The 22,858-nt window shown below is 70.2% G+C and carries 26 protein-coding genes; 16 read left to right on the forward strand and 10 right to left on the reverse strand.

The window, feature by feature from the left end; translation table 11 throughout:
* Window positions 1-129: 129 nt before the first annotated feature.
* On the reverse strand, window positions 130-1,191 hold the full coding sequence (locus tag A9X00_RS15660; protein WP_082975318.1) for a sulfotransferase: 1,062 nt from the start codon (window positions 1,189-1,191) through the stop codon (window positions 130-132).
* Window positions 1,192-1,303: 112 nt separating this feature from the next.
* On the opposite strand from A9X00_RS15660, the gene A9X00_RS15665 reads away from it, so the two are divergent.
* Window positions 1,304-1,744, forward strand: coding sequence for a MarR family winged helix-turn-helix transcriptional regulator (locus tag A9X00_RS15665; RefSeq protein ID WP_232006834.1), 441 nt, complete (start codon window positions 1,304-1,306; stop codon window positions 1,742-1,744).
* 48 nt (window positions 1,745-1,792) lie between these two features.
* The gene (locus A9X00_RS15670) at window positions 1,793-2,617 is read left to right on the forward strand and encodes an SDR family oxidoreductase (RefSeq protein ID WP_067154980.1); all 825 of its coding nucleotides are present in this window, start codon (window positions 1,793-1,795) and stop codon (window positions 2,615-2,617) included.
* 1 nt (window position 2,618) lies between these two features.
* Here A9X00_RS15670 and A9X00_RS15675 read toward each other — a convergent pair whose 3' ends face one another.
* From A9X00_RS15675 to A9X00_RS15700, 6 genes are read right to left on the reverse strand one after another with little or no spacing between them, the layout of a single operon-like run.
* Window positions 2,619-3,773, reverse strand: a complete 1,155-nt coding sequence (locus A9X00_RS15675) for a glycosyltransferase family 1 protein (protein ID WP_067154983.1) — start codon at window positions 3,771-3,773, stop codon at window positions 2,619-2,621.
* Window positions 3,774-3,802: 29 nt separating this feature from the next.
* Entirely contained in the window at window positions 3,803-4,345 is a 543-nt protein-coding gene (locus A9X00_RS15680; RefSeq protein WP_082975320.1) for a DUF3592 domain-containing protein, read from the reverse strand.
* Window positions 4,346-4,358: 13 nt separating this feature from the next.
* Entirely contained in the window at window positions 4,359-5,993 is a 1,635-nt protein-coding gene (menD, locus tag A9X00_RS15685; protein WP_067154988.1) for a 2-succinyl-5-enolpyruvyl-6-hydroxy-3-cyclohexene-1-carboxylic-acid synthase, read from the reverse strand.
* A gap of 32 nt (window positions 5,994-6,025) precedes the next feature.
* Entirely contained in the window at window positions 6,026-6,814 is a 789-nt protein-coding gene (locus tag A9X00_RS15690; protein WP_067154991.1) for an alpha/beta fold hydrolase, read from the reverse strand.
* Window positions 6,811-7,782, reverse strand: a complete 972-nt coding sequence (locus tag A9X00_RS15695; RefSeq protein ID WP_067154993.1) for an o-succinylbenzoate synthase — start codon at window positions 7,780-7,782, stop codon at window positions 6,811-6,813. The genes A9X00_RS15690 and A9X00_RS15695 overlap by 4 nt, the downstream gene beginning before the upstream one ends.
* Window positions 7,779-9,383, reverse strand: coding sequence for an amidohydrolase (locus A9X00_RS15700; protein ID WP_067155045.1), 1,605 nt, complete (start codon window positions 9,381-9,383; stop codon window positions 7,779-7,781). Before A9X00_RS15700 ends, A9X00_RS15695 begins: the two co-directional genes overlap by 4 nt.
* A 67-nt stretch (window positions 9,384-9,450) precedes the next feature.
* Between A9X00_RS15700 and fadD8 the strand changes: the two genes are divergently transcribed.
* The gene (gene fadD8, locus A9X00_RS15705; protein ID WP_067154997.1) at window positions 9,451-11,055 is read left to right on the forward strand and encodes a fatty-acid--CoA ligase FadD8; all 1,605 of its coding nucleotides are present in this window, start codon (window positions 9,451-9,453) and stop codon (window positions 11,053-11,055) included.
* Window positions 11,056-11,129: 74 nt separating this feature from the next.
* Here fadD8 and A9X00_RS15710 read toward each other — a convergent pair whose 3' ends face one another.
* Window positions 11,130-11,681 (reverse strand): TetR/AcrR family transcriptional regulator, encoded by a 552-nt coding sequence (locus A9X00_RS15710; protein ID WP_067155000.1) that lies wholly within the window; start codon window positions 11,679-11,681, stop codon window positions 11,130-11,132.
* Between the two features lie 81 nt (window positions 11,682-11,762).
* Here A9X00_RS15710 and A9X00_RS15715 point away from each other — a divergent pair, with 81 nt between their 5' ends.
* The 12 genes from A9X00_RS15715 (at window position 11,763) to A9X00_RS15770 (ending at window position 21,125) form a co-directional block, all read left to right on the forward strand.
* Window positions 11,763-12,653, forward strand: a complete 891-nt coding sequence (locus A9X00_RS15715) for an aldo/keto reductase (RefSeq protein ID WP_067155004.1) — start codon at window positions 11,763-11,765, stop codon at window positions 12,651-12,653.
* Window positions 12,640-13,095 (forward strand): nitroreductase family deazaflavin-dependent oxidoreductase, encoded by a 456-nt coding sequence (locus tag A9X00_RS15720; RefSeq protein WP_156772114.1) that lies wholly within the window; start codon window positions 12,640-12,642, stop codon window positions 13,093-13,095. The genes A9X00_RS15715 and A9X00_RS15720 overlap by 14 nt, the downstream gene beginning before the upstream one ends.
* A gap of 5 nt (window positions 13,096-13,100) precedes the next feature.
* The gene (locus tag A9X00_RS15725; protein WP_067155010.1) at window positions 13,101-13,793 is read left to right on the forward strand and encodes a hypothetical protein; all 693 of its coding nucleotides are present in this window, start codon (window positions 13,101-13,103) and stop codon (window positions 13,791-13,793) included.
* Window positions 13,790-14,692 carry a 1,4-dihydroxy-2-naphthoyl-CoA synthase gene (locus A9X00_RS15730; RefSeq protein ID WP_067155013.1) on the forward strand — a complete coding sequence of 301 codons (903 nt, stop codon included), beginning with the start codon at window positions 13,790-13,792 and terminating at the stop codon, window positions 14,690-14,692. Before A9X00_RS15725 ends, A9X00_RS15730 begins: the two co-directional genes overlap by 4 nt.
* A 31-nt stretch (window positions 14,693-14,723) precedes the next feature.
* On the forward strand, window positions 14,724-15,614 hold the full coding sequence (locus tag A9X00_RS15735) for an SDR family oxidoreductase (RefSeq protein WP_067155016.1): 891 nt from the start codon (window positions 14,724-14,726) through the stop codon (window positions 15,612-15,614).
* Entirely contained in the window at window positions 15,604-16,230 is a 627-nt protein-coding gene (locus A9X00_RS15740; RefSeq protein WP_067155019.1) for a maleylpyruvate isomerase family mycothiol-dependent enzyme, read from the forward strand. The genes A9X00_RS15735 and A9X00_RS15740 overlap by 11 nt, the downstream gene beginning before the upstream one ends.
* 13 nt (window positions 16,231-16,243) lie before the next feature.
* Window positions 16,244-16,633, forward strand: a complete 390-nt coding sequence (locus A9X00_RS15745) for a VOC family protein (RefSeq protein ID WP_067155022.1) — start codon at window positions 16,244-16,246, stop codon at window positions 16,631-16,633.
* Between the two features lie 115 nt (window positions 16,634-16,748).
* A complete protein-coding gene (locus A9X00_RS15750; RefSeq protein ID WP_067155025.1) occupies window positions 16,749-17,966 on the forward strand; it encodes an inorganic phosphate transporter in 1,218 nt (405 codons plus the stop codon).
* The gene (locus A9X00_RS15755) at window positions 17,963-18,262 is read left to right on the forward strand and encodes a hypothetical protein (protein WP_067155028.1); all 300 of its coding nucleotides are present in this window, start codon (window positions 17,963-17,965) and stop codon (window positions 18,260-18,262) included. The genes A9X00_RS15750 and A9X00_RS15755 overlap by 4 nt, the downstream gene beginning before the upstream one ends.
* Window positions 18,263-18,307: 45 nt before the next feature.
* Window positions 18,308-18,613, forward strand: coding sequence for a DUF3349 domain-containing protein (locus A9X00_RS15760; protein ID WP_067155031.1), 306 nt, complete (start codon window positions 18,308-18,310; stop codon window positions 18,611-18,613).
* Window positions 18,614-18,663: 50 nt separating this feature from the next.
* Window positions 18,664-19,761, forward strand: coding sequence for an o-succinylbenzoate--CoA ligase (gene menE / locus A9X00_RS15765; RefSeq protein ID WP_067155034.1), 1,098 nt, complete (start codon window positions 18,664-18,666; stop codon window positions 19,759-19,761).
* Between the two features lie 11 nt (window positions 19,762-19,772).
* Complete coding sequence (locus tag A9X00_RS15770; protein WP_067155037.1) at window positions 19,773-21,125, forward strand: hypothetical protein; 1,353 nt, start codon at window positions 19,773-19,775, stop codon at window positions 21,123-21,125.
* A 97-nt stretch (window positions 21,126-21,222) separates the two neighbouring features.
* On the opposite strand, the gene A9X00_RS15775 is transcribed toward A9X00_RS15770, so the two are convergent.
* The gene (locus A9X00_RS15775) at window positions 21,223-21,885 is read right to left on the reverse strand and encodes a DUF2064 domain-containing protein (protein WP_067155040.1); all 663 of its coding nucleotides are present in this window, start codon (window positions 21,883-21,885) and stop codon (window positions 21,223-21,225) included.
* On the reverse strand, window positions 21,882-22,538 hold the full coding sequence (locus A9X00_RS15780) for a glycosyltransferase family 2 protein (protein WP_067155043.1): 657 nt from the start codon (window positions 22,536-22,538) through the stop codon (window positions 21,882-21,884). Before A9X00_RS15780 ends, A9X00_RS15775 begins: the two co-directional genes overlap by 4 nt.
* A 30-nt stretch (window positions 22,539-22,568) precedes the next feature.
* Between A9X00_RS15780 and A9X00_RS15785 the strand changes: the two genes are divergently transcribed.
* A partial coding sequence (locus A9X00_RS15785) for a hypothetical protein (RefSeq protein ID WP_197515184.1) occupies window positions 22,569-22,858 on the forward strand: 290 nt, incomplete at its 3' end.

The raw sequence follows: 22,858 nt of genomic DNA on the forward strand, positions 1-22,858 counted from the left end.
CGAGATCCACACCCGCCTGGCCGCCCTGTTCGACGAATACCACTGGGACACCGAAGGAGAGGACGCGAATGTCCACTGAATCAACCCGGGCCGAACTCCGGGCGGCCTGGGCGGACATGATCGACGCCCTCAACCGGGCCCGCGACGCCGTCGACTCCGAAGAGCTGCACGCGCCACCGCCGACCGGAATGCCTTGGCGGCCTCGGGCCCAAGGTCGAGCTCCAGTTCCCGGTAGATGCGGTGCATGGTGGCCTCGGGTTGGGCGATCAGCTCGCGATAGTCGACGACGACCGAGCGAACCTCCGGATGCCGGGCCAGAACGTCAAGTGGGCGTTGGTAGGTGTCGAACGATTGATCGGCCAACACGCGCAGCGACTTTGCGATCAAGCGCTCGTCGCGCCCGCGCAGGCCCCATTCGGTCTTCAGCATCTTGAGCAGGCTCGGGATCGTCTCGTCGGGATTACGCATGGGCACAACGAATCTCGCGTCGGGGAAGGTCTCGATCAGCGATTCGACGCGCCCGCAGAAGGTGGGGTTCTTGCTGAGGTGCGTCCCGCCGCCGTTGAGCGCGATCTGTCGCCGAACGCATTCGGAGTAGAAGTCCATCACCCGGCGCCGCTTGCGTTCGGGCCATTGGTCGACGTGATAGAAGTCGAGCTCGCCCATGAACGGGAATATCACGATCCAGAAACCCGAACACAGCGACCAGGTGAGGAAGAAGTCGTCCTCTTCGGGGACGAAGAACCCCGTCTTGTGCATGTCGTCGGTCGCAGCGAACCTCTGCTCCTCGATCTCGTCGAGGCGGCGGCGCAGGCGGTTTCCGAACACCGCGGCGTCGACCCGAAACAGCAGGCGCAGCAACCGCTTCTCCAACAGCGACGGGAAGAACAGCTCGTACATCAGGGCGTAGCTGAACTGGGGGTCCGCGGCCATCAGCCGATGCAGGTAGGTGGTGCCGCTTCGGGCGTGCCCGATGCAAAACGTCGGCCCGGTCACCCGCGTGCGGCGCAGCGACGGAAACAGGATCGGGTCGAGGGCGAAGCACACGGCGTGCATCGCCGCGACGAGCGGAACACCGACCAGGAATCCGACGTAGCGCGACCAGCGCTTCGACGCGGGCGGGTCGCGGCGCAACAGCCGAAGCATCGTCCGGTAGTTGGACCAGTCGAAGTAGAACCGCGTGCCAAGCATGAAACCTCCTCAGCGCAAGCTGATTTGGGCAGGCTATCGACATATATTTGACATTGTCAAGTATATCTTTGATACGGTGACTGCTGTGACGCATGCGCCGAGGCGGGACTCCGTGGATTCCATCAGCGCCGCGCTGTCGCGGGTCGTGCGGCTCAGCGTGAGTCGTTCGGCGTTCGCCCGGCAGGCGTCGGCGGCGGACACCGAGCTGTCCCAGCCGTCGTACATGCTGCTTCGCGTGTTGATCGACGAGGGACCCCTGCCGATCGGGCGCCTGGCGACCATGGCGCACATGGACGTCGGGATGGCCACCCGCCGGGTGCGGGCGCTGGCCGACGCGGGACTCGTGACGCGCCGCGCGGATCCGGGGGACGGACGCGTCTCGGTGATCGCGACGACGCCAGACGGCGAACGCGCCGCGGGATCGCTGCACGAGGTGCGACGCGAACACCTGGCCCGGGCGCTTTCGGGCTGGTCGGCGGACGAGCTGGCACAGTTCGACCGGCTGTTGACGAAGTTCCTCGAGGACACGACCAAGACCCCGATCCAGGCCTAACTGATCCCACACGGGAATGGGACGCCGCCGAACGCGTTATAGGGCTGCGTGAGCGAAAAAGTTTGGTTTATCACCGGTACATCGCGAGGCTTCGGACGAGACTGGGCGATCGCCTCGCTGGAGCGCGGTGACAAGGTCGCCGCGACGGCACGCAACATCGCGGCGCTGGACGACCTGGTCGACAAGTACGGCGACGCGCTGCTGCCGATTCAGTTGGACGTCACGGATCGCGACGGGGACTTCGCGGCAGTCAAGCGGGCGCACGATCACTTCGGGCGCCTGGACATCGTCGTGAACAACGCCGGCTACGGCCACTTCGGCTTCATCGAGGAGCTGTCCGAGCGAGACGCGCGCGAGCAGATCGAGACCAACGTGTTCGGCGCGCTGTGGGTCACCCAGGCCGCGCTGCCGTACCTGCGCGAGCAGCGCAGCGGGCACATCATCCAGGTGTCCTCGATCGGCGGCATCACCGCGTTCCCTTTGGTCGGCATCTACCACGCGTCCAAGTGGGCCCTGGAGGGCTTCTCGCAGGCGCTGGCGCAGGAGGTCGCGCCGTTCGGCATCCACGTCACGCTCATCGAACCGGGCGGATTCGACACCGACTGGGCGGGCGCGTCGGCCAAGCACTCCGAGCCCCTGCCCGCTTACGACGAGGTTCGCGCCGCCGTCGAGGCCGAGCGCAGCAAGCGGTGGGCCAGCCCGGGCGACCCTTCGGCCTCGGCGGCCGCGCTGCTGAAGGTGGTGGACGCCGACGAGCCGCCACTGCGGGTGTTCTTCGGCGCCAGCCCGCTACAAACGGCGAAGGCCGACTACGAGAGCCGGCTACGCAACTGGGAGCAGTGGCAGGACGTCGCGGAGCTGGCTCAGGGCTAGCTCACTGCCCTTGCGCGTAGCGGCTCGCGAACGCCCGCCGCCGGGCGAAGGGCGACAGCACCGCCTCATAGTGGCCGAGCAGCTCGTCGCAGATGACCGGCCAGCTGCGCCCGAGCACGCTGCGCCGCGCGGCCGGTGCGTAGCGGTGTCGTTCGGCGAGCAGGTGCTCGACCGCGGCGGGTAGCCGCGCCTCGAACTCGTTGACGGGCAACAACAGACCGGTGCGGTAGGGGGCGACCAGGTCGCGCGGACCCCCGGCGTCGGGGGCGATCACCGGCAGCCCCGACGCCATCGCCTCCTGCACGACTTGGCAAAACGTCTCGTGCTCACCGGGATGCACGAAGACGTCCATGCTGGCGTACGCGGTGGCGAGTTCCTCGCCGTACAGCGCGCCGGTGAAAACCGCTGTGGGCATGGCGGATTGCAGCTTCGCCTGGTCGACCCCGTCGCCGACGATGACGACCTGAACGGAATCGTTGGCGTTCAGCGCGACCAGCCGCTCGACATGCTTCTCCGGGGCGAGCCGGCCCACGAACCCGACGATGGGCTTGCCGGCCGGCGACCACCGCCGCCGCAGCGCCTCGTCGCGACCCGACGGCGCGAACCGCAGCACGTCGACCCCGCGCGCCCACCGGTGCACGCGCGGGAACCGGTGGGCGACAAGCGATTCCATCGTGACGCTGGACGGTGCCAGCGTGCGGTCGGCCAGGCTGTGCAGGTGGCGAAACCACGCCCACGCCGCGCGCGTCGTCATCGGAATGCCGTAGCTCGCCGCGAAACCGGGGACGTCCGTCTGGTACACCGCGACAGTCGGCACCCCCAGCCAGCGGGCCGCCTTCACCCCGCCGTAACCGAGCAGCGCCGGCGACGCCAGGTGCACCACGTCGGGATCGAATCCCCGTAGCACGCTCACCATTCGGGGCATCGGCACCCCCAGCGGCAAGGTGGTCACCTTAGGGAACATTCGCGACGGCACCCGATGCACCCGGATGCCGTCGTGAATGCGGTCCGCCCGCGGCTGCCCCGGCGGGTTGTCGGGGGCGATGACGAGGGCTTCGTGGCCGGTGCGACGCAGGTGCTCGAGAACACGCAGCACTGAGTTACTGACACCGTTGACATTGGGGAGGAAGGACTCGGCGACGATTGCAACGCGCACGACACCACGGTCTCAGCGTCGCCTGTCGATTAGGTTGCCTGCGGGAATACGTCGTGCGAAATTTGCTGGTCGGATGCGGCGGCGCGGCGGTCCAGCCACCTGTCCAGCAGCGCAAGGCCAGTCAGGGCGGCCGCGGCCACCAGCCAGGCCACCACCGCGATGGATCCCGCGGGAATGATCGCCAGCCCGGCGTTGCGGTGCTGCACCCGAACCAGGTTCGGGTCGTTCTTGTTGTATTCGACGTAGATCCGCATGCCCGTCGCCAATTCGGACGGATACAGCACACCGAGCTCGGGCCGGTAGGTGACGCGATCGGGTGTGACGAATTCGATGGTGGAGCGCCGCGGCCCGGCGCTGAGCACCTCCGCCTGCGCCACCCCCATGTGGTGCCGAATCGCGAGATCGTCGCGCCATGCCCCTGCGACCAGCAGCACCGACTGCAGCGTCACCAGGCCGGTCACTATCAACACCGCAATCCGCAACCACCGCAACGCAATCCTGGCCCGCGTCTTCGGCGGGTGGTCGCTGCGCCCATGAAGAAGTATGTGCAGCAACGCTTTTGGTCTGATCACGGTGTTCGAAATTTCATAAAGCGGCCTTGATGGCGGCGTGCAGTTGCCGCAGCGACGAGCGGTCCGCCTTGACCTCCAGCACCCGCATGCCCGCCGCCGGGTCGTCGAGGGCCGCGGCGAGCTGGTCGACCTCGATCTGGCGGCTCTCGACGTGGTAGGCCCGGCACAGCGCGCCGACGTCGACGTCGTGCGGCGTGCCGAAGATCCGCGAGGACACGTCGGAGAACCTCGGGTCGCCCTGCTCGAGCAGCTCGAAGATGCCGCCGCCGTTGTCGTTGGACACCACGATCGTCAGCCGCTGCGGCGTCGGCTCGGTGGGGCCGATCAACAGGCCGGAGCTGTCGTGCACGAAGGTCAGGTCGCCGATCAACGCCACGGTGCGTCCCTCGTGCGCTAAAGCGGCCCCGATGGCGGTCGACACGGTGCCGTCGATGCCGGCGACGCCGCGGTTGGACCGCACCTTTATTTCGTGGGTGTCGAGCCCCACCAGCGCCGCGTCGCGGACCGGGTTGGACGCGCCGAGCACCAGCTGGTCACCCGGGCGCAGCGCGTCGGCCACGGCCGCGGCGACGTGCAGCCCGGTCGTCAGGGGGTGTGCCTCGAGTTGGTCACGGACGGCCCGGTTGGCGTGCCGGTTCAGCTCCGCGCAGCGGTGCAGCCACGCCGGGTGCGGCGTGCCGGTGGTGACGGCCCGGGTGCCGGTGGCCTGGGAGTTGCCCGACACGTCGGGCCAGCGGGGCCCGGTGGTCAGCGCGTAGACCGGCACCTGCGGGTCGGCGAGCAGCGCGGACACCGGCCGGTGCAGCGTCGGGCGCCCCAGCATGATCACCTGCTTCGGGCGCAGCAGCGGCAGCGTCAGCGGGTGCAGGGGGTTAGGCGGGCGCCGGCCAGAAAATGAAGTCGGCTCGGCGACGGTGGGCAACTGCTCGAGGTTGGGGTGCGTGCCCGCGCCGTGTCCGGCGATGACGACCGTGTCGGGCGACAGGTCGATCTCCAGCGGCTGGTCGAACGTGACGGGCGGCGTGTAGGTCCAGGGCTTGCCGCCTGGCCGGCCCTGCGGGACCGCGACGCCGTGCGGTTCGGGATCGGGCACCAACGGCTCGCGCAGCGGGATGTCGAACTGCACGGGGCCGGCGTTGGCGGTGCGAGATCCGGTGGCGGCGGCCAACACTCGGCAGGTGGCCGATCGCCAGGTGGCGTTGAGCGAGTCCATCCGCTCGGGGCCGTCCTCAGCCAGGCCCAGGCTGATGGCGGCGCGGACCTGGGTGCCGAAGTAGCCCAGCTGTTCCATGGTCTGGTTGGCGCCGGTGCCCAGCAGTTCGTAGGGCCGGTTGGCCGACAGCACGATCAGGGGCACTCGAGCGTAGTTGGCCTCGACCACCGCGGGGCCCAGGTTGGCCACGGCGGTGCCCGACGTCATCGCGACGCACACCGGCGCACCGGCGGCGATCGCCAGCCCGATGGCCAGGTAACCGGCGGTGCGCTCGTCGATGCGGACGTGCAGCCGCAGCCGGCCGGACCGGTCGGCGTCCTGCAGCGCGAACGCCAGCGGCGCGTTGCGCGACCCGGGGCACAGCACCACGTCGCGGACGCCGCCGCGGATCAGCTCGTCAACGACGACGCGGGCCTGTGTCGTCGAGGGGTTCACTCCTACAGCGTGTCACAACCGGCGGGGCGGGCTCAGACCCGCACGCTGGCGAAGAACTGCAGCGCCGCGGTGTTGACGGCCTGCGGCCGCTCCAAGAACCCCAGGTGCCCGGCGTCGGGTATCTGCAGGTAGCGCCCGTTGGGCATGGCGTCGGCGACCTCGCGTCCCAGGTAGGCCGGCGTCACGATGTCGTCGGCGAAGCCCATCACCAGCACCGGCGCGGCGATGCTGCGGTAGGCCGCCAGCCGGTTGGTCTGCGGGGAGACGTACATCTGGGTGCGCAGTCCCGGGGTCTGCTTAACCGGCCAGGTGCAAAACATCGCGATCCAGTCGTCGACGGCGGCGTCGTCGTTGAGCGTCTTGCGCGAAAAGCTTTCCAGCAGACGGTTTCTCGCATCGAGCAGGGGCGGCACCGTGACTCCGGAGGCGTGCAGCTCGACCTCGGCCTCGTGGAAGAACTGGCGCGCGCGGTCCAGGCGGCCGCGGGTGGCCATCAGCACCGCCGAGCTGACCAACTCGGGCCGCGCCACCATGAGTTCCTGCGCGATGAACGCCCCCATGGACACCCCGACGACCCGCGCCGGGGCGGCGCCCAGCGATTCGATCAGCGCCGCAGTGTCGGCGACCATGGTCTGCGTCGTGAATCCCTCGGCGTTTTCCGTGTCGCCGATCCCGCGATTGTCGAAGGTGATGCAGCGGTACCCGGCCGCCAGGAACGCCGGGACCTGATGCGGGTGCCAGGTACGCCCGGCGCCCCCGCGGCCGGCGATGAAGACGACGGGCTCACCGGAGCCGCGGTCGTCGTAAGCCAGATTGATCATCCGGACGACGGTACAAGCAGCCGATGGCAGGCCCTGACCCGGTCGATCCACCACCGCCGCCGCTCGGGTGGCGCGGCCAGCGCCCGCAGCCGCGCCGGGTTCGGCGCGACCGGCCGGACCGGCAGGTGGCCGTCGACGGGCGGGGCGACGTCCGCGACGTCCTCCACGAACAGCCCGCCGGTGCCCAGCCCGCAGGCGTGGCCGAGTTCCGGCAGGGCGGCAGCGGCGGTCAGGCCATGGCCGATGCCCACCGCGGAATCCAGCGCGCTGGAGACCACGACGGGGATATGAATCTGCGCGGCGATGGTCAGCAGTGCCGAAATCCCGCCCAGCGGGGCGACTTTCAGCACGGCGATGTCGGCGGCGCCGGCGCGGACCACGGCCAGCGGGTCGTCGGCCTTGCGGATGCTTTCGTCGGCCGCGATGGGCACGTCGATCCGCCGGCGCAGTTCGGCGAGTTCGCCGACCGTCGCGCAGGGCTGCTCGAGGTATTCCAGCGGGCCGTCGGCTGTCAGCGCGGCCGCGGCCTCGGCGGCTTGCTCGACGCTCCAGCCGCCGTTGGCGTCCGCCCGCACGGTCTCGACCAGTTCGCGGGCGGCGTTGACCCGGTCGACGTCGTCGGCCAGCGTCTGCCCAGGCTCGGCGACCTTCACCTTGGCCGTGCGGGCCCCGGGAAACCGGGCCAGCACCTCGCCCACCCGGGCGGCGGGAACGGCCGGCACGGTGGCGTTGATCGGGATGCGGACGCGCCGCACCGGCGGCGGCGGCCGGTACGCGCCCTCGCTCGCCGCCGCCAGCCAGTGCGCGGCCTCGGGCGGCTCGTACTCGACGAACGCGCCGAACTCGCCCCACCCGGCCGGGCCCTCGATCAGCGCGACCTCGCGGGTGGTGATGCCGCGGAAGCGCACCCGCATCGGCAGCGCCACCACGTGCAGGCGGTCCAGCAGGTCGTCGATGTCGGGTGTCACTGGCCGTGGACCTGGCGGCCCGCCAGATACGCCGCGCGCACCTCGAGGTCGGCGATCCGCTCGGGCGGGACGGTTCGGGGGTCCGCGGACAGCACCACCATGTCGGCGTACTTGCCGACCTCCAGCGAGCCGATGACGTCGTCGGCGAACAGCTGCCAGGCGGCGTCGATGGTCTGCGCGCGGATCGCCTGTTCGACGGTCAGCCGCTCCTCGGGCGCCAGCACGCGACCGCTGGGCGCCGTGCGGGTGGCGGCCACGCTGATGTTGCGCAGCGGCTCCTCGGGCGTGACCGGTGGATCGTTGTGCAGCGAGATCCGCATGCCGGTGGCCACCGCGGAACCCGCTGGCATCCAACGGGATCCGCGCTCCTCGCCGAACAGGCCGTCGACGATCACGTCGCCCCAGTAGTGGATCTGGTCGACGAAGATGCTGCAGGTCACGCCGAGGTCGGCGGCGCGCCGGAGTTGTTCGGGCCGGATGGCGCCGACGTGCTCGAGGCGCAGTCGGTGGTCGTCGCGCGGATGGCGCGTGAGTGCCTCCTCGTAGACGTCCAGGATGGTGTCGACGCCGGCGTCGCCCTGCACGTGGCAGGCCATCTGCCAGCCAAGCGGGTAGTAGGCGCCGACGATCTCGCGCAGCTGCTCGGCGGTGTAGTTGGCGCAGCCGCACGATCCGGGCGGGATGCCGATGGTGCGGGTGGCCTCGGTGTCCAGGTAGGGAAACGACAGCGCGATGTTGCCGATCCAGGGCGATCCGTCGACCCAGATCTTGATGCCGACCTGGCGCAGCATGTCGTCACCCTGGCCGGGGGTGGCGGCGGTGGCCATCTGCGGGTTGGAGACCTCGTAGGTGCGCAGCCGGACCGTGAGACGGTCGTGCAACTGGGCGACCAGCGGCCCGAAGTTCGGGTCGAACGCCATCTCCGAACAGGTGGTCAGTCCGGCCCGGTTGAGCCGGGCGCACTCGGCGAGCAGCATCGCCGGGTAGCTGTCGGCCGTGATGGCCCCGTTCAGCAGCGGGAACACCGCAGCGATCTCCTCGGCGGTGCCGTCGAGTTCCCCGTCGGCGTCGCGGCCGTATTTGGCGCCCTTCGGGTCCGGGGTGTCCCGCGTCAGCCCGCCGAGTTCGGCGGCGCGCGAATTGAAGAAGGCCTTGTGCCCGGAATTGTGAATGATCACCAGCGGCCCGTCGGGAGCGATCTCGTCGAGCCACGCCAACGTGGGCTGCGGGAGTCCGGGCTGCAGCAGGGCATCCCAACCGTTTAGGTATGCGCCGGCCGGTCCCCGCGCGGCGGCCTCCCTGAGGATCGCGGCGACGACGTCGTCGGCCTTGGGGACGGTGACCGGCCGGATGTCGACGATCCGGTCCGACAGCGCCACGGCCTCCATCAGCGGATGGCCGTGCGCCTCAACGAATCCCGGCATGACGCAACCGCCACCGACGTCGACGGTCCGGGTGCCCGGGCCGATGAACGGCTCGACCTCCGCCCGGGTGCCCACGAAGACGATCCGACCGTCGGCCACGGCCAGCGCCTCGGCCGTGGGTTGCGCGTCGTCGACGGTCAGCACGGTCCCGGTGACGACGAGGTCTGCGACGGCCATGAGCACGAATGCTACGGGTCGGAGGGTCCAGCCCAGCCGAATTGCAACACGTTCTAGTCTTGCCCGTATGAGTGACAACGACCTGTTGCGCAACCCGACCCACAACGGCCACCTTTTGGTGGGGGCGCTCAAGCGCCACAAGAACCGGCCCGTGCTGTTTCTCGGCGACACCACGCTGACGGGTGGCCAGTTGGCCGAGCGGATCAGCCAGTACACGCAGGCGTTCGAGGCGCTGGGCGCCGGCACCGGTGTCACCGTCGGGCTGTTGTCGCTCAACCGCCCCGAGGTGCTGATGATCCTCGGCGCGAGTCAGACCCAGGGCTATCGGCGCACCGCCCTGCACCCGCTCGGCTCGCTCGACGATCACGCGTACGTGCTGTCCGACGCCGGGGTCAGTTCGCTGATCATCGACCCCAACCCGATGTTCACCGAGCGCGCGCTGGGCCTGCTGGAGAAGGTGCCGTCGCTCAAGCAGATCCTGACCATCGGCCCGGTGCCCGAGGCTTTGAGCGGGGTGGCCGTCGATCTGTCGGCCGAGGCGGCGAAGTTCGAGCCCAAGCCGCTGGTGGTCGCCGACCTGCCGCCGGACAACATCGGCGGCCTGACCTACACCGGCGGGACGACCGGCAAGCCCAAGGGCGTGATCGGGACCACCGGAAACATCGCCGCCATGACGGCGATCCAACTCGCCGAGTGGGAGTGGCCCGAGCACCCACGGTTCCTGATGTGCACGCCGCTGTCGCACGCCGGTGCGGCGTTCTTCACGCCCACGGTGGTCAAGGGCGGCGAGATGGTGGTGCTGAGCAAGTTCGACCCGGCCGAGGTTCTCAAAGTCATTGAAGAGCAACGCATTACGGCGACGATGCTGGTGCCGTCGATGCTCTACGCGTTGATGGACCACCCCGATTCGCACACCCGCGACCTGTCGTCGCTTCAGACCGTCTACTACGGCGCCTCGGCGATCAACCCGGTGCGCCTGGCCGAGGCGATCCGGCGGTTCGGGCCGATTTTCGCCCAGTACTACGGGCAGTCCGAGGCCCCGATGGTGATCACCTACCTGGCCAAGGCCGACCACGACGAGAAGCGGCTGACGTCGTGCGGGCGTCCGACGCTGTTCGCACGGGTGGCGCTGCTGGGCACCGACGGCAAGCCGGTGCCGCAGGGTGAACCGGGCGAAATCTGTGTCAGTGGACCGCTTTTGGCCGGTGGCTACTGGAATTTGCCGGAGGCGACGGCGGAGACGTTCAAAGACGGCTGGCTGCACACCGGCGACATGGCCCGCGAGGACGAGGACGGCTTCTACTTCATCGTCGACCGGGTCAAGGACATGATCGTCACCGGCGGCTTCAACGTGTTTCCCCGTGAGGTCGAGGACGTGATCGCCGAGCACCCGGCCGTCGCGCAGGTGTGCGTGGTCGGCACGCCCGACGAAAAGTGGGGCGAGGCCGTCACCGCCGTGGTGGTGCTGCGCGCCGACGCCGCGACCGACGAGGCCGCGATCGACGCGATGACCGCCGAGATCCAGGCCGCCGTCAAGGACCGTAAGGGCTCGGTGCAGTCACCCAAGCGGGTGGTGGTCGTCGACGCGCTGCCGTTGACCGGGCTGGGCAAGCCGGACAAGAAGGCCGTGCGGGCGCAGTTCTGGGAGGGCGCCGGCCGCGCGGTGGGCTAGTTCTCCGGTCGAGCGTGCGGCTGGCCGCACATTCGCGCCCCAACGTGCGGCTGGCCGCACACTCGTCGATTGGGCTAACGGGCGGTCAGGCCGGCCACCAACAGGTCCAGCATGCGGGCCGTCTGGTCCGGTGAACCGCTGACCAGGAAGATGCCGAGCAGGCTCGACACCACGTCCTCGGCCGGCACGTCGGAGCGCAGGGTCCCGTCGTCGGCACCGGCGCGCAACAGCGCGTCCACGGCGCCGACGATGCGGTCGCGGGTCTGACTGGGCTGCAGGGCACCGGAGTCGAAGATCGTGTGCAACGACTCGGCCATCCCGCGCTTGGCGGCCACGAAGCTCGCGTAGCGGTCCATCCAGCGCCGCAGGGCCTGCTCGGGCGGGTGCTGTTTGAGCAGGCCTTCGGCGGCCGCGGCCACTTCCGCGAGTTCGGCGCGGTAAATCGCCTCGACGAGGGCCTCCCTGTTGGGGAAATGCCGGTAGAGCGTGCCGATCCCGACGCCCGCGTCGCGCGCGATCGACTCGAGCGACACCGGCCGCCCGCCCGCGGTCGCGAACGCCTCCGTCGCCACCCGGAGCAGCTTGTCGCGATTCCGGCGGGCGTCGGACCGGGTCGACTCGGCCAAAGCGGAGGTTCCTCCGGTTCTGCTAGGCTCGGATAAGCGGAGGATCCTCCGCATTTCTCCAGTGTGTCAGACGGGAGCACCATGACAGCCTTCCCCACCGTCGCCCGCATCGGCTACGGCGCGATGCAACTGTTCGAGAACACGTCGGACGACGACGCGGCCGCGGTGCTGCGTCGTGCCGTCGAACTCGGCGTCAACCACATCGACACCGCGTCGTTCTACGGCCCGGGCGAGGTGAACCGCCGGATCCGCGCGGCGCTGGCCCCCTACCCCGAGGACCTCGTCATCGTCAGCAAGGTCGGCGCGCGCTACACCGGCGAACAACCCATGCCCCTGACCGCGGCGCAGCGGCCCGCCGAGTTGCGCGCCGCCGTCGAGGACGACCTGCGCCAACTCGGCCTGGACCACGTTCCCGTGGTCAACCTGCGGCGCATGGACCTCGGGCCTTCCGCGGCCGTCGAGGGCGACCAGGACGTCGACCTCGATGACCAACTCGCCGAGATGATCGCGCTGCGCGACGAGGGCAAGATCGGCGCGATCGGCATCAGCAGCGTGCCGCTCGACGTGGTGCGGCAGGCGGCGCCCGCGGGCATTGCTTGCGTGCAGAACGTCTACAGCCTGCTCGACCGCTCCCAGGAGGAAACACTCGAGTTCTGCGTTACCGAGGGGATCGCATGGGTGCCGTACTTCCCGCTCGGGTCGGCGTTCCCCGGTGCCGCCAAGGTCACCGACAACGCAGTAGTGGTCGAGGTCGCAGACGAAATCGGCGCCACCCCAGCCCAAGTCGGGCTGGCCTGGCTGTTGGCCCACGCGCCGAACACACTGCTCATTCCGGGCACGCGGTCGATCGCGCACCTCGAGGAGAACGTCGGCGCCGCCGACGTCACGCTGGGCGCGGACGCGCTGGCGCGCCTGGACGCCATCGGCTCACGCGCGGGCCATGACTACGCTGTCACGGGTGGGCACCAGTGATCGAATAAGGCCGCCGTGGTGGCTGAAGCCGGCCAACAAGCTCTTCATCCAGATGTCGCGGCTGGGAATGAGTTTCGGCGGCGAGAGTCCCGTCGTGTTGACGGTCAAGGGGCGCAAATCCGGACGTGACCGGTCGACACCGGTGACACCGATGACCGTCGACGGCAAAGAGTTCGTCGTCGCCGGGTTTCCGGGCGCTGATTGGGTGGCCAACGCGCGCGCCAACGGCCAGGCGACGGTGGCCCGCGGGCGGCGCGTCCAGACCGTGCGGATGGTGGAGTTGGCGCCCGACGACGCGCGCCCGATCCTGCGGGCCTTCCCGACCGAGGTGCCCACGGGCGTCGGCTTCATGAAGCGGGCGGGACTGGTGAACGACGGTCGTCCCGACGAATTCGAAGCCCTGGCCGGCCGGTGCGCGGTGTTCCGGCTGGACCCGGTGTAGTCGCGATGCGCCGTCTGCTGTTGGTGGTCACGCTGCTGGTGGCCCTCTTGAGCGTGCCCCCCGCGCGGTCTTTCGCGACGGCGGGCTGCGCCCCCAGCGGCGCGCCTCCCCCGGCCGGCGCGGGCACGCGCAAGGTCAGCGACCTCGACTGGGACGGTCAGCCGGACACGTTGTGGGTCGGGCAGTTTCGCGACGGCGGCCGCACCAACCGAATGGCCGGCGTCACCACGGCGAGCGGTGCGAACTCCGTCGTCCAGGTCCTCTCGGCCAGCCCAATCCCGTTGAGCGCGTTGGCGATCGACGCACAGCAAGACGGGCAGCACCAGGTCATCGTCAGCGACGGCCGCGCCGCCTACCTCTACGTGTTCGCCGACTGCCGACTGCAGGCCGCCGCCGACAACCAGGGCGCGCCGTTCCTGTTCGACCTGCAGAACTTGCGCGACAACGGCACCGGAATCGGCTGCAGCGACCTCGGCCCACCCTCGGCCGGCCGGCACCTGGTCGGGCTGCAGGCCCTGAACCAAGACGGCCAGTGGACGGTGCGCCGCACCGAGATCGATCTCAACGGCACGCTGGCTACCATCGGAAAGTCCGACACCGTGGCGGCCACGTCCGCACAGGACCCGGCGGTGGTCTCGGCGCAGACGATCAGCTGCGGCGACCTCACCATCAGCAAGGACGGAGTTCAACAGCCTTGAGTGACAACCCATTTGACGCGCAGGCCTGGCGACCCGTCGACGGATTCGGCGACCTGACCGACATCACCTATCACCGCCACGTCACCGACGCCACGGTGCGGGTGGCGTTCGACCGCCCCGAGGTGCGCAACGCGTTCCGGCCCCACACCGTCGACGAGCTGTACCGGGCGCTGGATCACGCCCGCATGTCCCCCGACGTCGGCGTGGTGCTGCTGACCGGCAACGGCCCGTCGCCCAAGGACGGCGGCTGGGCGTTCTGCTCCGGCGGCGATCAGCGCATCCGGGGCCGGTCGGGCTATCAATACGCGAGCGGGGAGACCGCCGACACCGTCGACGCCGCCCGCGCCGGCCGGTTGCACATCCTCGAGGTGCAGCGGCTCATCCGGTTCATGCCCAAGGTGGTCATCTGCCTGGTCAACGGGTGGGCCGCCGGGGGCGGGCACAGCCTGCACGTGGTCTGCGACCTCACCCTGGCCAGCCGCGAACACGCGCGCTTCAAGCAGACCGACGCCGACGTCGGCAGCTTCGACGGCGGTTACGGCAGCGCGTACCTGGCCCGTCAGGTGGGCCAGAAGTTCGCGCGCGAGGTCTTCTTCCTGGGCCGGCCGTACACGGCCGAGCAGATGCACCACATGGGTGCGGTCAACGAGGTCGTGGATCACGCCGACCTGGAGAAGGTGGGCGTGCAGTGGGCGGCCGAGATCAACGCGAAATCCCCTCAGGCGCAACGGATGCTGAAGTTCGCGTTCAACCTGCTCGACGACGGGCTGGTGGGCCAGCAGCTGTTCGCCGGCGAGGCCACCCGGCTGGCGTACATGACCGATGAGGCCGTGGAGGGCCGCGACGCGTTCCTGGAGAAGCGACCGCCGGACTGGAGCGCGTTCCCGCGCTACTTCTAGGTGGCCTCGGGCCGCCACCTAGACTCCCCACGTGAGCAAGAGCCCCCTGAGCAGGTTCCGAGACCAGCTGGTGCTGGCGACCATGCGACCGCCCGCGTCCCCGCAGATACTGGTCAACCGGCCCGCGATCAAGCCGGTCGACCTCGACGGCAAGCGGATCCTGCTGACCGGGGCGTCGTCGGGCATCGGCGAGGCCGGCGCCGAACAGCTGGCCCACGCCGGCGCGACCGTCGTCGTCGTCGCGCGCCGCGGCGACCTGCTCGAGGCGCTGGCGGACCGCATCGCCAAGGCCGGCGGCAGCGCGATACCGATCCCCTGCGACGTCTCGGACCTGGATGCGGTGGACGCGCTGGTGGCCGACGTCGACAAGCGCCTCGGCGGCGTCGACATCCTGATCAACAACGCCGGCCGGTCGATCCGCCGGCCGCTGGCCGAGTCGCTGGAACGCTGGCACGACGTGGAGCGGACCATGGTGCTCAACTACTACGCGCCGTTGCGGCTGATTCGCGGGTTCGCGCCCGGGATGCTCGAGCGCGGTGACGGCCACATCATCAACGTCTCGACGTGGGGTGTGCTGTCGGAGGCGTCGCCGCTGTTTTCGGTCTACAACGCCTCCAAGGCCGCGCTGTCGACGGTGAGCCGGGTCGTCGAAACCGAGTGGGGCCGACGGGGTGTCCATTCCACGACGTTGTATTACCCGCTGGTCGCCACGCCGATGATCGCGCCGACCAAGGCCTACGACGGGATGCCCGCGCTGACGTCGCAGGAGGCCGCCGAGTGGATGGTCACCGCGGCGCGCACCCGGCCGGTGCGGATCGCGCCGCGCATGGCGATCGCCGCCAAAGCGCTGGACACCTTCGGACCCCGGTGGGTTAATACCCTTATGCAGCGGCAGAGCATCCAGCCGAACCGTGAAGCCTGATCTCTGGGCCACCATCGCCGCCGAACGCGGCGCGCTAGCCGGCGACCTCACCGAAGTGGCGCCGGCGCAATGGGATACGCCGTCGCTGTGCGCGGGCTGGACCGTCCGCGACATCGTCGCGCACCTGTCGGCGACGGCCTCGTTGAACCCGGCCACCTTCCTCCTCAACATGGCCAAGGCCGGGTTCAACTTCGAGAAGTTCGCCAACGATCAGATCGCCAAGCACCGCGGCGCCGACCCGAGCGACACCCTGGCGGAGTTCCGGGGACTGCAGAATTCCACCTCCGCGCCGCCGGGACCCAAGACCTCCTGGCTGGGCGAGGTCGTGGTGCATGGGGAGGACGTCCGTCGTCCGCTGGGCATCCCGCACACCTATCCGCCCGAAGCGGTGCGCGAGGTGATCGACTTCTACAAGGGCTCCAACATGCTCATCGGCTCCAAAAACCGCATCGCCGGGCTGGCGCTGTCCGCGACCGACCAGGACTGGCGACACGGCGAGGGGGAACCCGTCGAGGGCCCGCTGCTGTCGCTGTTGCTCGCCACGACGGGCCGCGCCGCGGCCTGCGACGACCTCGCCGGCCCGGGCGTTGCAACACTGCGCGCCCGATGCACGTGATAGACACGAGGCTATGGAGATCCTGGCCAGCCGGATGCTGCTCCGGCCGGCGGACTATCAGCGGTCGCTGACCTTCTACCGCGACGAGATCGGCCTGGCGATAGCCCGCGACTACGGCGCGGGGATGGTGTTTTTCGCGGGGCAGTCCCTGCTGGAGCTGACCGGATACGGTTCGCCGGACCATTCCCGCGGCCCGTTCCCGGGCGCGCTGTGGCTCCAGGTCCGCGACGTCGCGGCGACGCAGGCCGAGCTGGAGAGCCGCGGGGTGCCGATCGCCCGCGAGGCGCGGCACGAACCGTGGGGTTTGCACGAGATGCACGTGACCGATCCGGATGGCATCACGCTGATCTTCGTCGAGGTACCCGGGGATCATCCGTTGCGCCGCGATACCCGCGGCGACTGAGGGGGAACGTTCGGTTAACTAACGGCTAACATCGGAAGACAAGTCGAGGTACACCTGCGTTTCGGCCACCTCTGCATTCGACAATTTAATCCTCCAACTACGAGAATCAGGCGCTGTGAACATCGATTTGTTCCTCCTAATCATTGTCGTAATCACGGCACTCGCTTTCGATTTCACCAACGGCTTCCACGACACCGGCAACGCGATGGCAACGTCCATCGCCAGTGGGGCGCTGGCGCCCAAGGCCGCTGTCGCGCTGTCGGCGGTGCTGAACCTGGTGGGCGCTTTCATGTCCACCGCGGTCGCTGCCACGATCGCCAAGGGCCTGATCGACGGGCACATCGTGACGCTGGAACTGGTGTTTGCCGGCTTGGTCGGCGGCATCGTCTGGAACCTGCTCACCTGGCTCCTCGGCATTCCGTCCAGCTCCTCGCACGCGCTGATCGGCGGCATCGTCGGCGCGACGCTCGCCGCCGTCGGCTCGCACGGGGTGATCTGGAAGGGCCTGGTGTCCAAGGTGCTGATCCCGGCCGTCGTCGCCGCGATCCTGGCCATCCTGGTCGGGGCGATCGCGACCTGGCTGGTCTACCGCGTCACCCGCGGCCTCGACACTTCGCGCACCGAGGCCGGCTTCCGGTACGGCCAATGGGGGTCGGCGTCGCTGGTCTCCCTGGCACACGGCACGGGTGACGCACAGAAGACGATGGGCATCATCTTCCTGGCGCTGATGTCGTACGGCGCGGTCAGCAAGACCGAGTCGTCGCCACCGTTCTGGGTCATCCTCTGTTGCGCCCTGGCGATGGCCGCAGGCACCTACCTGGGTGGCTGGCGGATCATCCGTACCCTGGGCAAGGGCCTGGTCGAGATCAAGTCACCGCAGGGCATGGCCGCCGAATCCTCCTCGGCCGCAGTCATTCTGCTCTCCACGCATTTCGGCTACGCGCTCTCGACCACGCAGGTCTGCACCGGCTCGGTGATGGGCAGCGGCCTGGGCAAGCCCGGCGGCGAGGTGCGCTGGGGCGTGGCCGGCCGGATGGTGACCGCGTGGCTGATCACGCTCCCGCTGGCCGGCTTGGTCGGGGCGATCACCTACTGGACCGTCCACCTCATCGGCGGCTACCCCGGGGCCATCATCGGCTTCGGGCTGCTGGTCGCGGTCTCCACACTGATCTACATCCGGTCGCGGCGGGTCAAGGTCGACCACAAGAACGTCAACGCCGAATGGGAAGGCAGCCTCACCGCCGGCCTGGAAGGCGACGAACATCCGCCGTCCGGTAAGGGGGCCAAGGTGGGGTCCGACGACGACACCGTGAGCGCAGGGAACCCCTCATGAGCCACCTCAGCGACTGGTTCAACTACCAGGCCTCCCTGCGGATCCTGATCTTCAGCATGCTGGCCGGGGCGTTCCTGCCGGGGATGTTCGCCCTCGGGCTGCGGTTCCAGGCGGTCGGGAGCGGAGAGGTCAGCCCCGACGGCAGCCCGCCGCACAAGAACCCGGTGCTGCTGGGGATCGCCTGGGTCATCTACGCGATAGTGCTTGCGGTGATCCTGTTCGCGCTGCTCTACATCTCGCGCGACTTCATCGCACACCAGACGGGCCAGGCGTTCTTGGGAGCCAAGCCCAAGTAGGATCGAATCGTCCACCAGCCGATCCCCGCGCGGAGTGAGGGCACAGTGAACGGATTCCTGAGTTCGATTGTTTCGTGGTTGCGCGCGGGATACCCCGAGGGCGTCCCGCCGACCGACACCTTCGCCGTGCTCGCCCTGCTGACCCGCCGGTTGAGCAACGACGAGGTCCTCGCGGTGGCGTGCGACCTGATGGAGCACGGCGAATTCGACGACATCGACATCGGTGTGGCGATCAGCAAGATCACCGACGAGCTGCCGTCCGACGAGGACGTGGAGCGGGTGCGAACGCGGTTGGCCGCCCATGGCTGGCCGTTCGACGAGCCCACCGGCGCCGCGGGGGACCCCGCATAGCTCTGCTGCGCGCGCTCCGCGTCGCGTCCGGCTCCGCCGCCCCGCTGTTGATGCCCGCCCTCGAGCGGGTTCTGGACGGCCGCGATTCGGCGCTGGTCGCGCTGCCGGCCGACGACGACCGGGTGTCGCATGGGCTCCGAGTCGGTGAGCCCATCGACGACGACGTGGCCCTGGTCGTGACGACGTCGGGCACTACCGGTTCACCCAAGGGCGCCCTGCTGACCGCCGCGGCCTTAACCGCCAGCGCGACGGCCACCCACCACCGCCTCGGCGGGCCCGGCGCGTGGCTGCTGGCGTTGCCGCCGTACCACATCGCCGGTGTGCAGGTGCTGATCCGCAGCCTGCTCGCCGGCGCCGCGCCCGTCGAGATGGACGTCTCCCATGGCTTCGACGTGACCGAATTACCTTCTGCCGTAAAGCGATTGGGGCCCGGCCGGCGGTATACGTCGCTGGTCGCCGCGCAGCTGGCCAAGGCGCTCGCCGACCCGCTGGCCGCGGGCGCGCTCGCGGAACTGGACGCCGTGCTACTTGGCGGCGGACCGGCCCCGCGGCCGATCCTGGACGCGGCCGCGGCCGCGGGCATCGCGGTGGTGCGCACCTATGGGATGAGCGAGACCGCGGGGGGCTGCGTCTACGACGGGGTCCCGCTGGACGGGGTGGCGCTGCGGGTATCGGCCGGCGGGCGCATCGTCGTCGGCGGCGTGACGCTGGCCAAGGGTTATCGCAACCCGGTGGACCCCGACCCGTTCGCCGAGCCGGGCTGGTTTCACACCGACGACCTGGGCGCGATCGACGGGTCCGGGGTGCTGACCGTGCTGGGCCGCGCCGACGACGCGATCAGCACCGGCGGGCTGACCGTGCTGCCGCAGCCGGTCGAGGCCGCGCTGAGCAGCCACCCCGCCGTCGGCGACTGCGCGGTGTTCGGTGTGGCCGACGACCGGCTGGGGCAGCGGGTCGTCGCGGCGATCGTGGTGCGCGAGGGCTGCGAGGCGCCGACGGTCGAGGCGCTGCGGACTCATGTGGGGCGCTCCCTGGACGCGACGGCCGCGCCGCGCGAGCTGCACGTCGTGGCCGCGCTGCCGCGCCGCGGGATCGGCAAGGTGGACCGGGCGGCGCTGGTGCGCCGGTTCTCCGGCATCGACCAATAGGCTGGGCGACCGTGAAGGTCGCGCGACGGGAGTCAGTTGCCGTTGCGGTCGGGGCCGTGCTGGTGGCGGCGGCGTTCATCCTGCCGCGCCTGCACCTGGGCGTCCGCCCGCGGCTGGACGTCGCCCAGGAGCGGTTCGGCACGCACACCGGGGCCACGCCCATCTTCGGGGCGTGGGAGATCCACGCCAGCTGGGGAACCGGGCCGGCCATCCTGATCGCGGTGGCCGCCGTGGTGTGGGGTCCTCGTGTGGCGCAACGGCTTTCGTGGCGGGCGCTGACGCTGGGCACGTGGGCCACCGCTTGCGCGTGGGCGTTCGCGCTGGCGATGATCGACGGCTGGCAACGCGGCTTCGCCGGCCGGCTGACCACCAGGGACGAGTACCTGTCGCAGGTGCCCGGCATCACCGACATCCCCGCGGCGGTGCGCACGTTCTCCAGCCGGATCGTCGACTACCAACCCAATTCCTGGGTGACCCACGTGTCGGGGCATCCGCCGGGCGCGCTCCTGACATTCGTGTGGCTGGACCGGATCGGGTTGCACGGCGGCGCGTGGGCCGGGCTGCTGTGCCTGCTGGCCGGCTCCAGCGCGGCGGCGGCCGTCGTCGTCGCCGTGCGCGCGCTGGCCGACGAGCAGACCGCGCGGCGGGCGGCGCCGTTCGTAGCGGTCGCCCCGACGGCGATCTGGGTCGCGGTCTCGGCCGACGGATATTTCGCCGGGGTCGCGGCGTGGGGGCTGGCGCTGTTGGCCGTCGCGGTGCGCCGCCCCGTCCGGTTCCCCGCGCTGGTGGCCACCGGCGCGGGCCTGCTGCTGGGGTGGAGCGTGTTCCTGAGCTACGGCCTGATGCTGCTGGGGCTGCCGGCGCTGGCGGTGCTGGTCTCGGCGACCGACTGGCGCGCGGTGGTGCGCGCTCTCGGCCCCGCGGCGCTGGCCGCGCTGGCGGTGGCGGTGGCGTTCGCCGTCGCGGGGTTCTACTGGTTCGACGGGTATGCCCTTGTGCAGCAACGCTATTGGCAGGGCATCGCCAAGGATCGGCCGTTCCAGTATTGGGTGTGGGCCAACCTGGCCAGCGTGGTGTGCGCGATCGGACTGGGCAGCGTCGCCGGCCTCACCCGGCTGTTCGACCGGTCCGCCATCCGTCGGCGCTCCGGCGTGCACCTGGTGCTGCTCGCGATGCTGGCCGCCATCGCCTGCGCGGACCTCTCCATGCTGAGCAAGGCCGAGGTCGAACGGATCTGGCTTCCGTTCACCGTCTGGCTCATCGCGGCGCCCGCGCTGCTGCCGGTGCGCTCACACCGGCTATGGCTGGCGGTCAACGCCGTCGGCGCGCTGGTGGTGAACACCGTCATCGTCACCAACTGGTGATTGCGTGTGAACTGAGGGCTTTCCGTGTGTACTGGTGGCGGGATTCCGGCGATTTTCCCGCCCACGATTCACACGAAAAGCCCTGAATTCACACGCATTAGAGCCCGGCCGCGAGGGTGACCCGCGCGAAGCGACTGCCGGCCGGGCACGCGTCGCGGACCGCGGCGACGTCGTCGACGACGTCGATGTCGGCCAGGCGCTGCACCGCTCTCACGTCGATGCCGTTGTCGCGCAACGCCTTCAACGTCAACTCCCCGGTGTCCGGCCGAGACATCGGCACGCCGCGCAGGCAGTCGGCCATCTTCGGCGCGCGGACCCCGAGCACCCACCAGCCGCCGTCGTGGGCCAGCCCCAGGACGGCCGGCGCGTCGAGCAGGCGGTGCGCGCAGTCGGCCAGCAGCTCGGCGGTGACCTGGGGGGTGTCCATCCCGATTTGCAGGACCGGGTAGCCGTCCGCCGAGTCGGCGTGGGCATTGGCGAGCCGGTCGGCGAAGTCGTCACCGCGCTGCGCGATCACGGTGAACGACTCGAGCCGTCGCCGGATCTCGGCCGCACCCGCCGCCGCGCCGAGATCGCCGGTGAGCGCCACCACGCGCCCGGCGACCGGCGCGGCGGCCACGGCGTCGAGAGTGTCCAGCAGCGCGGCGGCGGCGATGTCGGCGGCCACCCCGTCACCCACCGTCGCCGCCAGGCGGGTCTTGGCCCGCCCCGGCTCCGGCGCCTTGGCGACCACCAGAATGGTCACCGGCAGGACGGTCACGAGATGACCTTCCAGAAGTCCAGGATCGCGGTGATGCTGCCCCGCAGCGAGCCGCTGACCTTCGACTTGCCGCCCGTGCGCGGGCCGTAGCTGACGTCGAGTTCGACGACGCGCCAGCCGACCGCGGCGGCCCGGACGAGCAGTTCCAACGGGTAGCCCGATCGCCGATCGGCGACGCCGAGGTCGAGCAGCGCCTGGCGCCGGGCGACGCGCATCGGCGCGATGTCGTGCACCGGCAGGCCGTGTCGGGTGCGCAGCCGCCAGCTCATCACCACGGTGCCGATCCGGGCGACCCACGGCCAGTGCAGCCCGGGCACCGGCCGGCGCCGCCCAGTGACCAGGTCGGCGCCGTTCTCGAGCGCGGCGACCAGCCGGGGCAGGTCGCCGGGGTCCATGGACCCATCGGCGTCGATGACCGCGACGATCGGGGTCGTCGCGGCGACCAAGCCGGTGTGCACCGCCGACCCGTAGCCGGGCCTTGGCTCGGCGACCACCCGGGCGCCGAGACGGGTTGCCACCGCGGCGGTTTGGTCGGTGCTGTTGTTGTCGACCACCAGCGGCCGATACCCGTCGGGGATGGCGGCCAGCACCGCCGGCAGCGACTCCTCCTCGTTGAGGCAGGGCAGCACCACCGTGACCGCGTCGTCGGGCATGCGCTGGGCCGCGATCAGCGGTGCGGCGTGGTGGCCGGCGGCACCTGCGGCTTGGGCGTCACCGGCTGCTGCGGGGTCACCGGTTGCTGCGGGGTCACCGGCTTCGGGGCCACTGTCTGCGTGGGCGGCTGCACCGGCTTCGGGGCGACGGTCGTCGGGGCGACGGTCGTCGGCTTCGGGGCGACCGTCGTCGGGACGGTGGTGGTCACCTTCGGGGCCAGCGTCGTCGTCGGCTGGGTGGTGGTCGTCGGCTGGGTCGTGGTCGTCGGCTGGGGCGTGGGCGCCGGCGGGGGCGGGGGGGGGGGGGGGGGGGGGCCGGG

The organism is Mycobacterium sp. 1245805.9 (assembly GCF_001672915.1).
Lineage (GTDB): Bacteria > Actinomycetota > Actinomycetes > Mycobacteriales > Mycobacteriaceae > Mycobacterium.

Coding starts and splice junctions, on each gene's coding strand:
- A9X00_RS15660 (WP_082975318.1), bottom strand. CDS start 1,191: ATGCTTGGCACGCGGTTCTACTTCGACTGGTCCAACTACCGGACGATG.
- A9X00_RS15690 (WP_067154991.1), bottom strand. CDS start 6,814: ATGATCAATCTGGCTTACGACGACCGCGGCTCCGGTGAGCCCGTCGTC.
- A9X00_RS15700 (WP_067155045.1), bottom strand. CDS start 9,383: ATGGCCGTCGCAGACCTCGTCGTCACCGGGACCGTGCTGACCGTCGAC.
- fadD8 (WP_067154997.1), top strand. CDS start 9,451: ATGAGTGACAACGACCTGTTGCGCAACCCGACCCACAACGGCCACCTT.
- A9X00_RS15715 (WP_067155004.1), top strand. CDS start 11,763: ATGACAGCCTTCCCCACCGTCGCCCGCATCGGCTACGGCGCGATGCAA.
- A9X00_RS15725 (WP_067155010.1), top strand. CDS start 13,101: ATGCGCCGTCTGCTGTTGGTGGTCACGCTGCTGGTGGCCCTCTTGAGC.
- A9X00_RS15745 (WP_067155022.1), top strand. CDS start 16,244: ATGGAGATCCTGGCCAGCCGGATGCTGCTCCGGCCGGCGGACTATCAG.
- A9X00_RS15755 (WP_067155028.1), top strand. CDS start 17,963: ATGAGCCACCTCAGCGACTGGTTCAACTACCAGGCCTCCCTGCGGATC.
- menE (WP_067155034.1), top strand. CDS start 18,664: ATGCCCGCCCTCGAGCGGGTTCTGGACGGCCGCGATTCGGCGCTGGTC.
- A9X00_RS15780 (WP_067155043.1), bottom strand. CDS start 22,538: ATGCCCGACGACGCGGTCACGGTGGTGCTGCCCTGCCTCAACGAGGAG.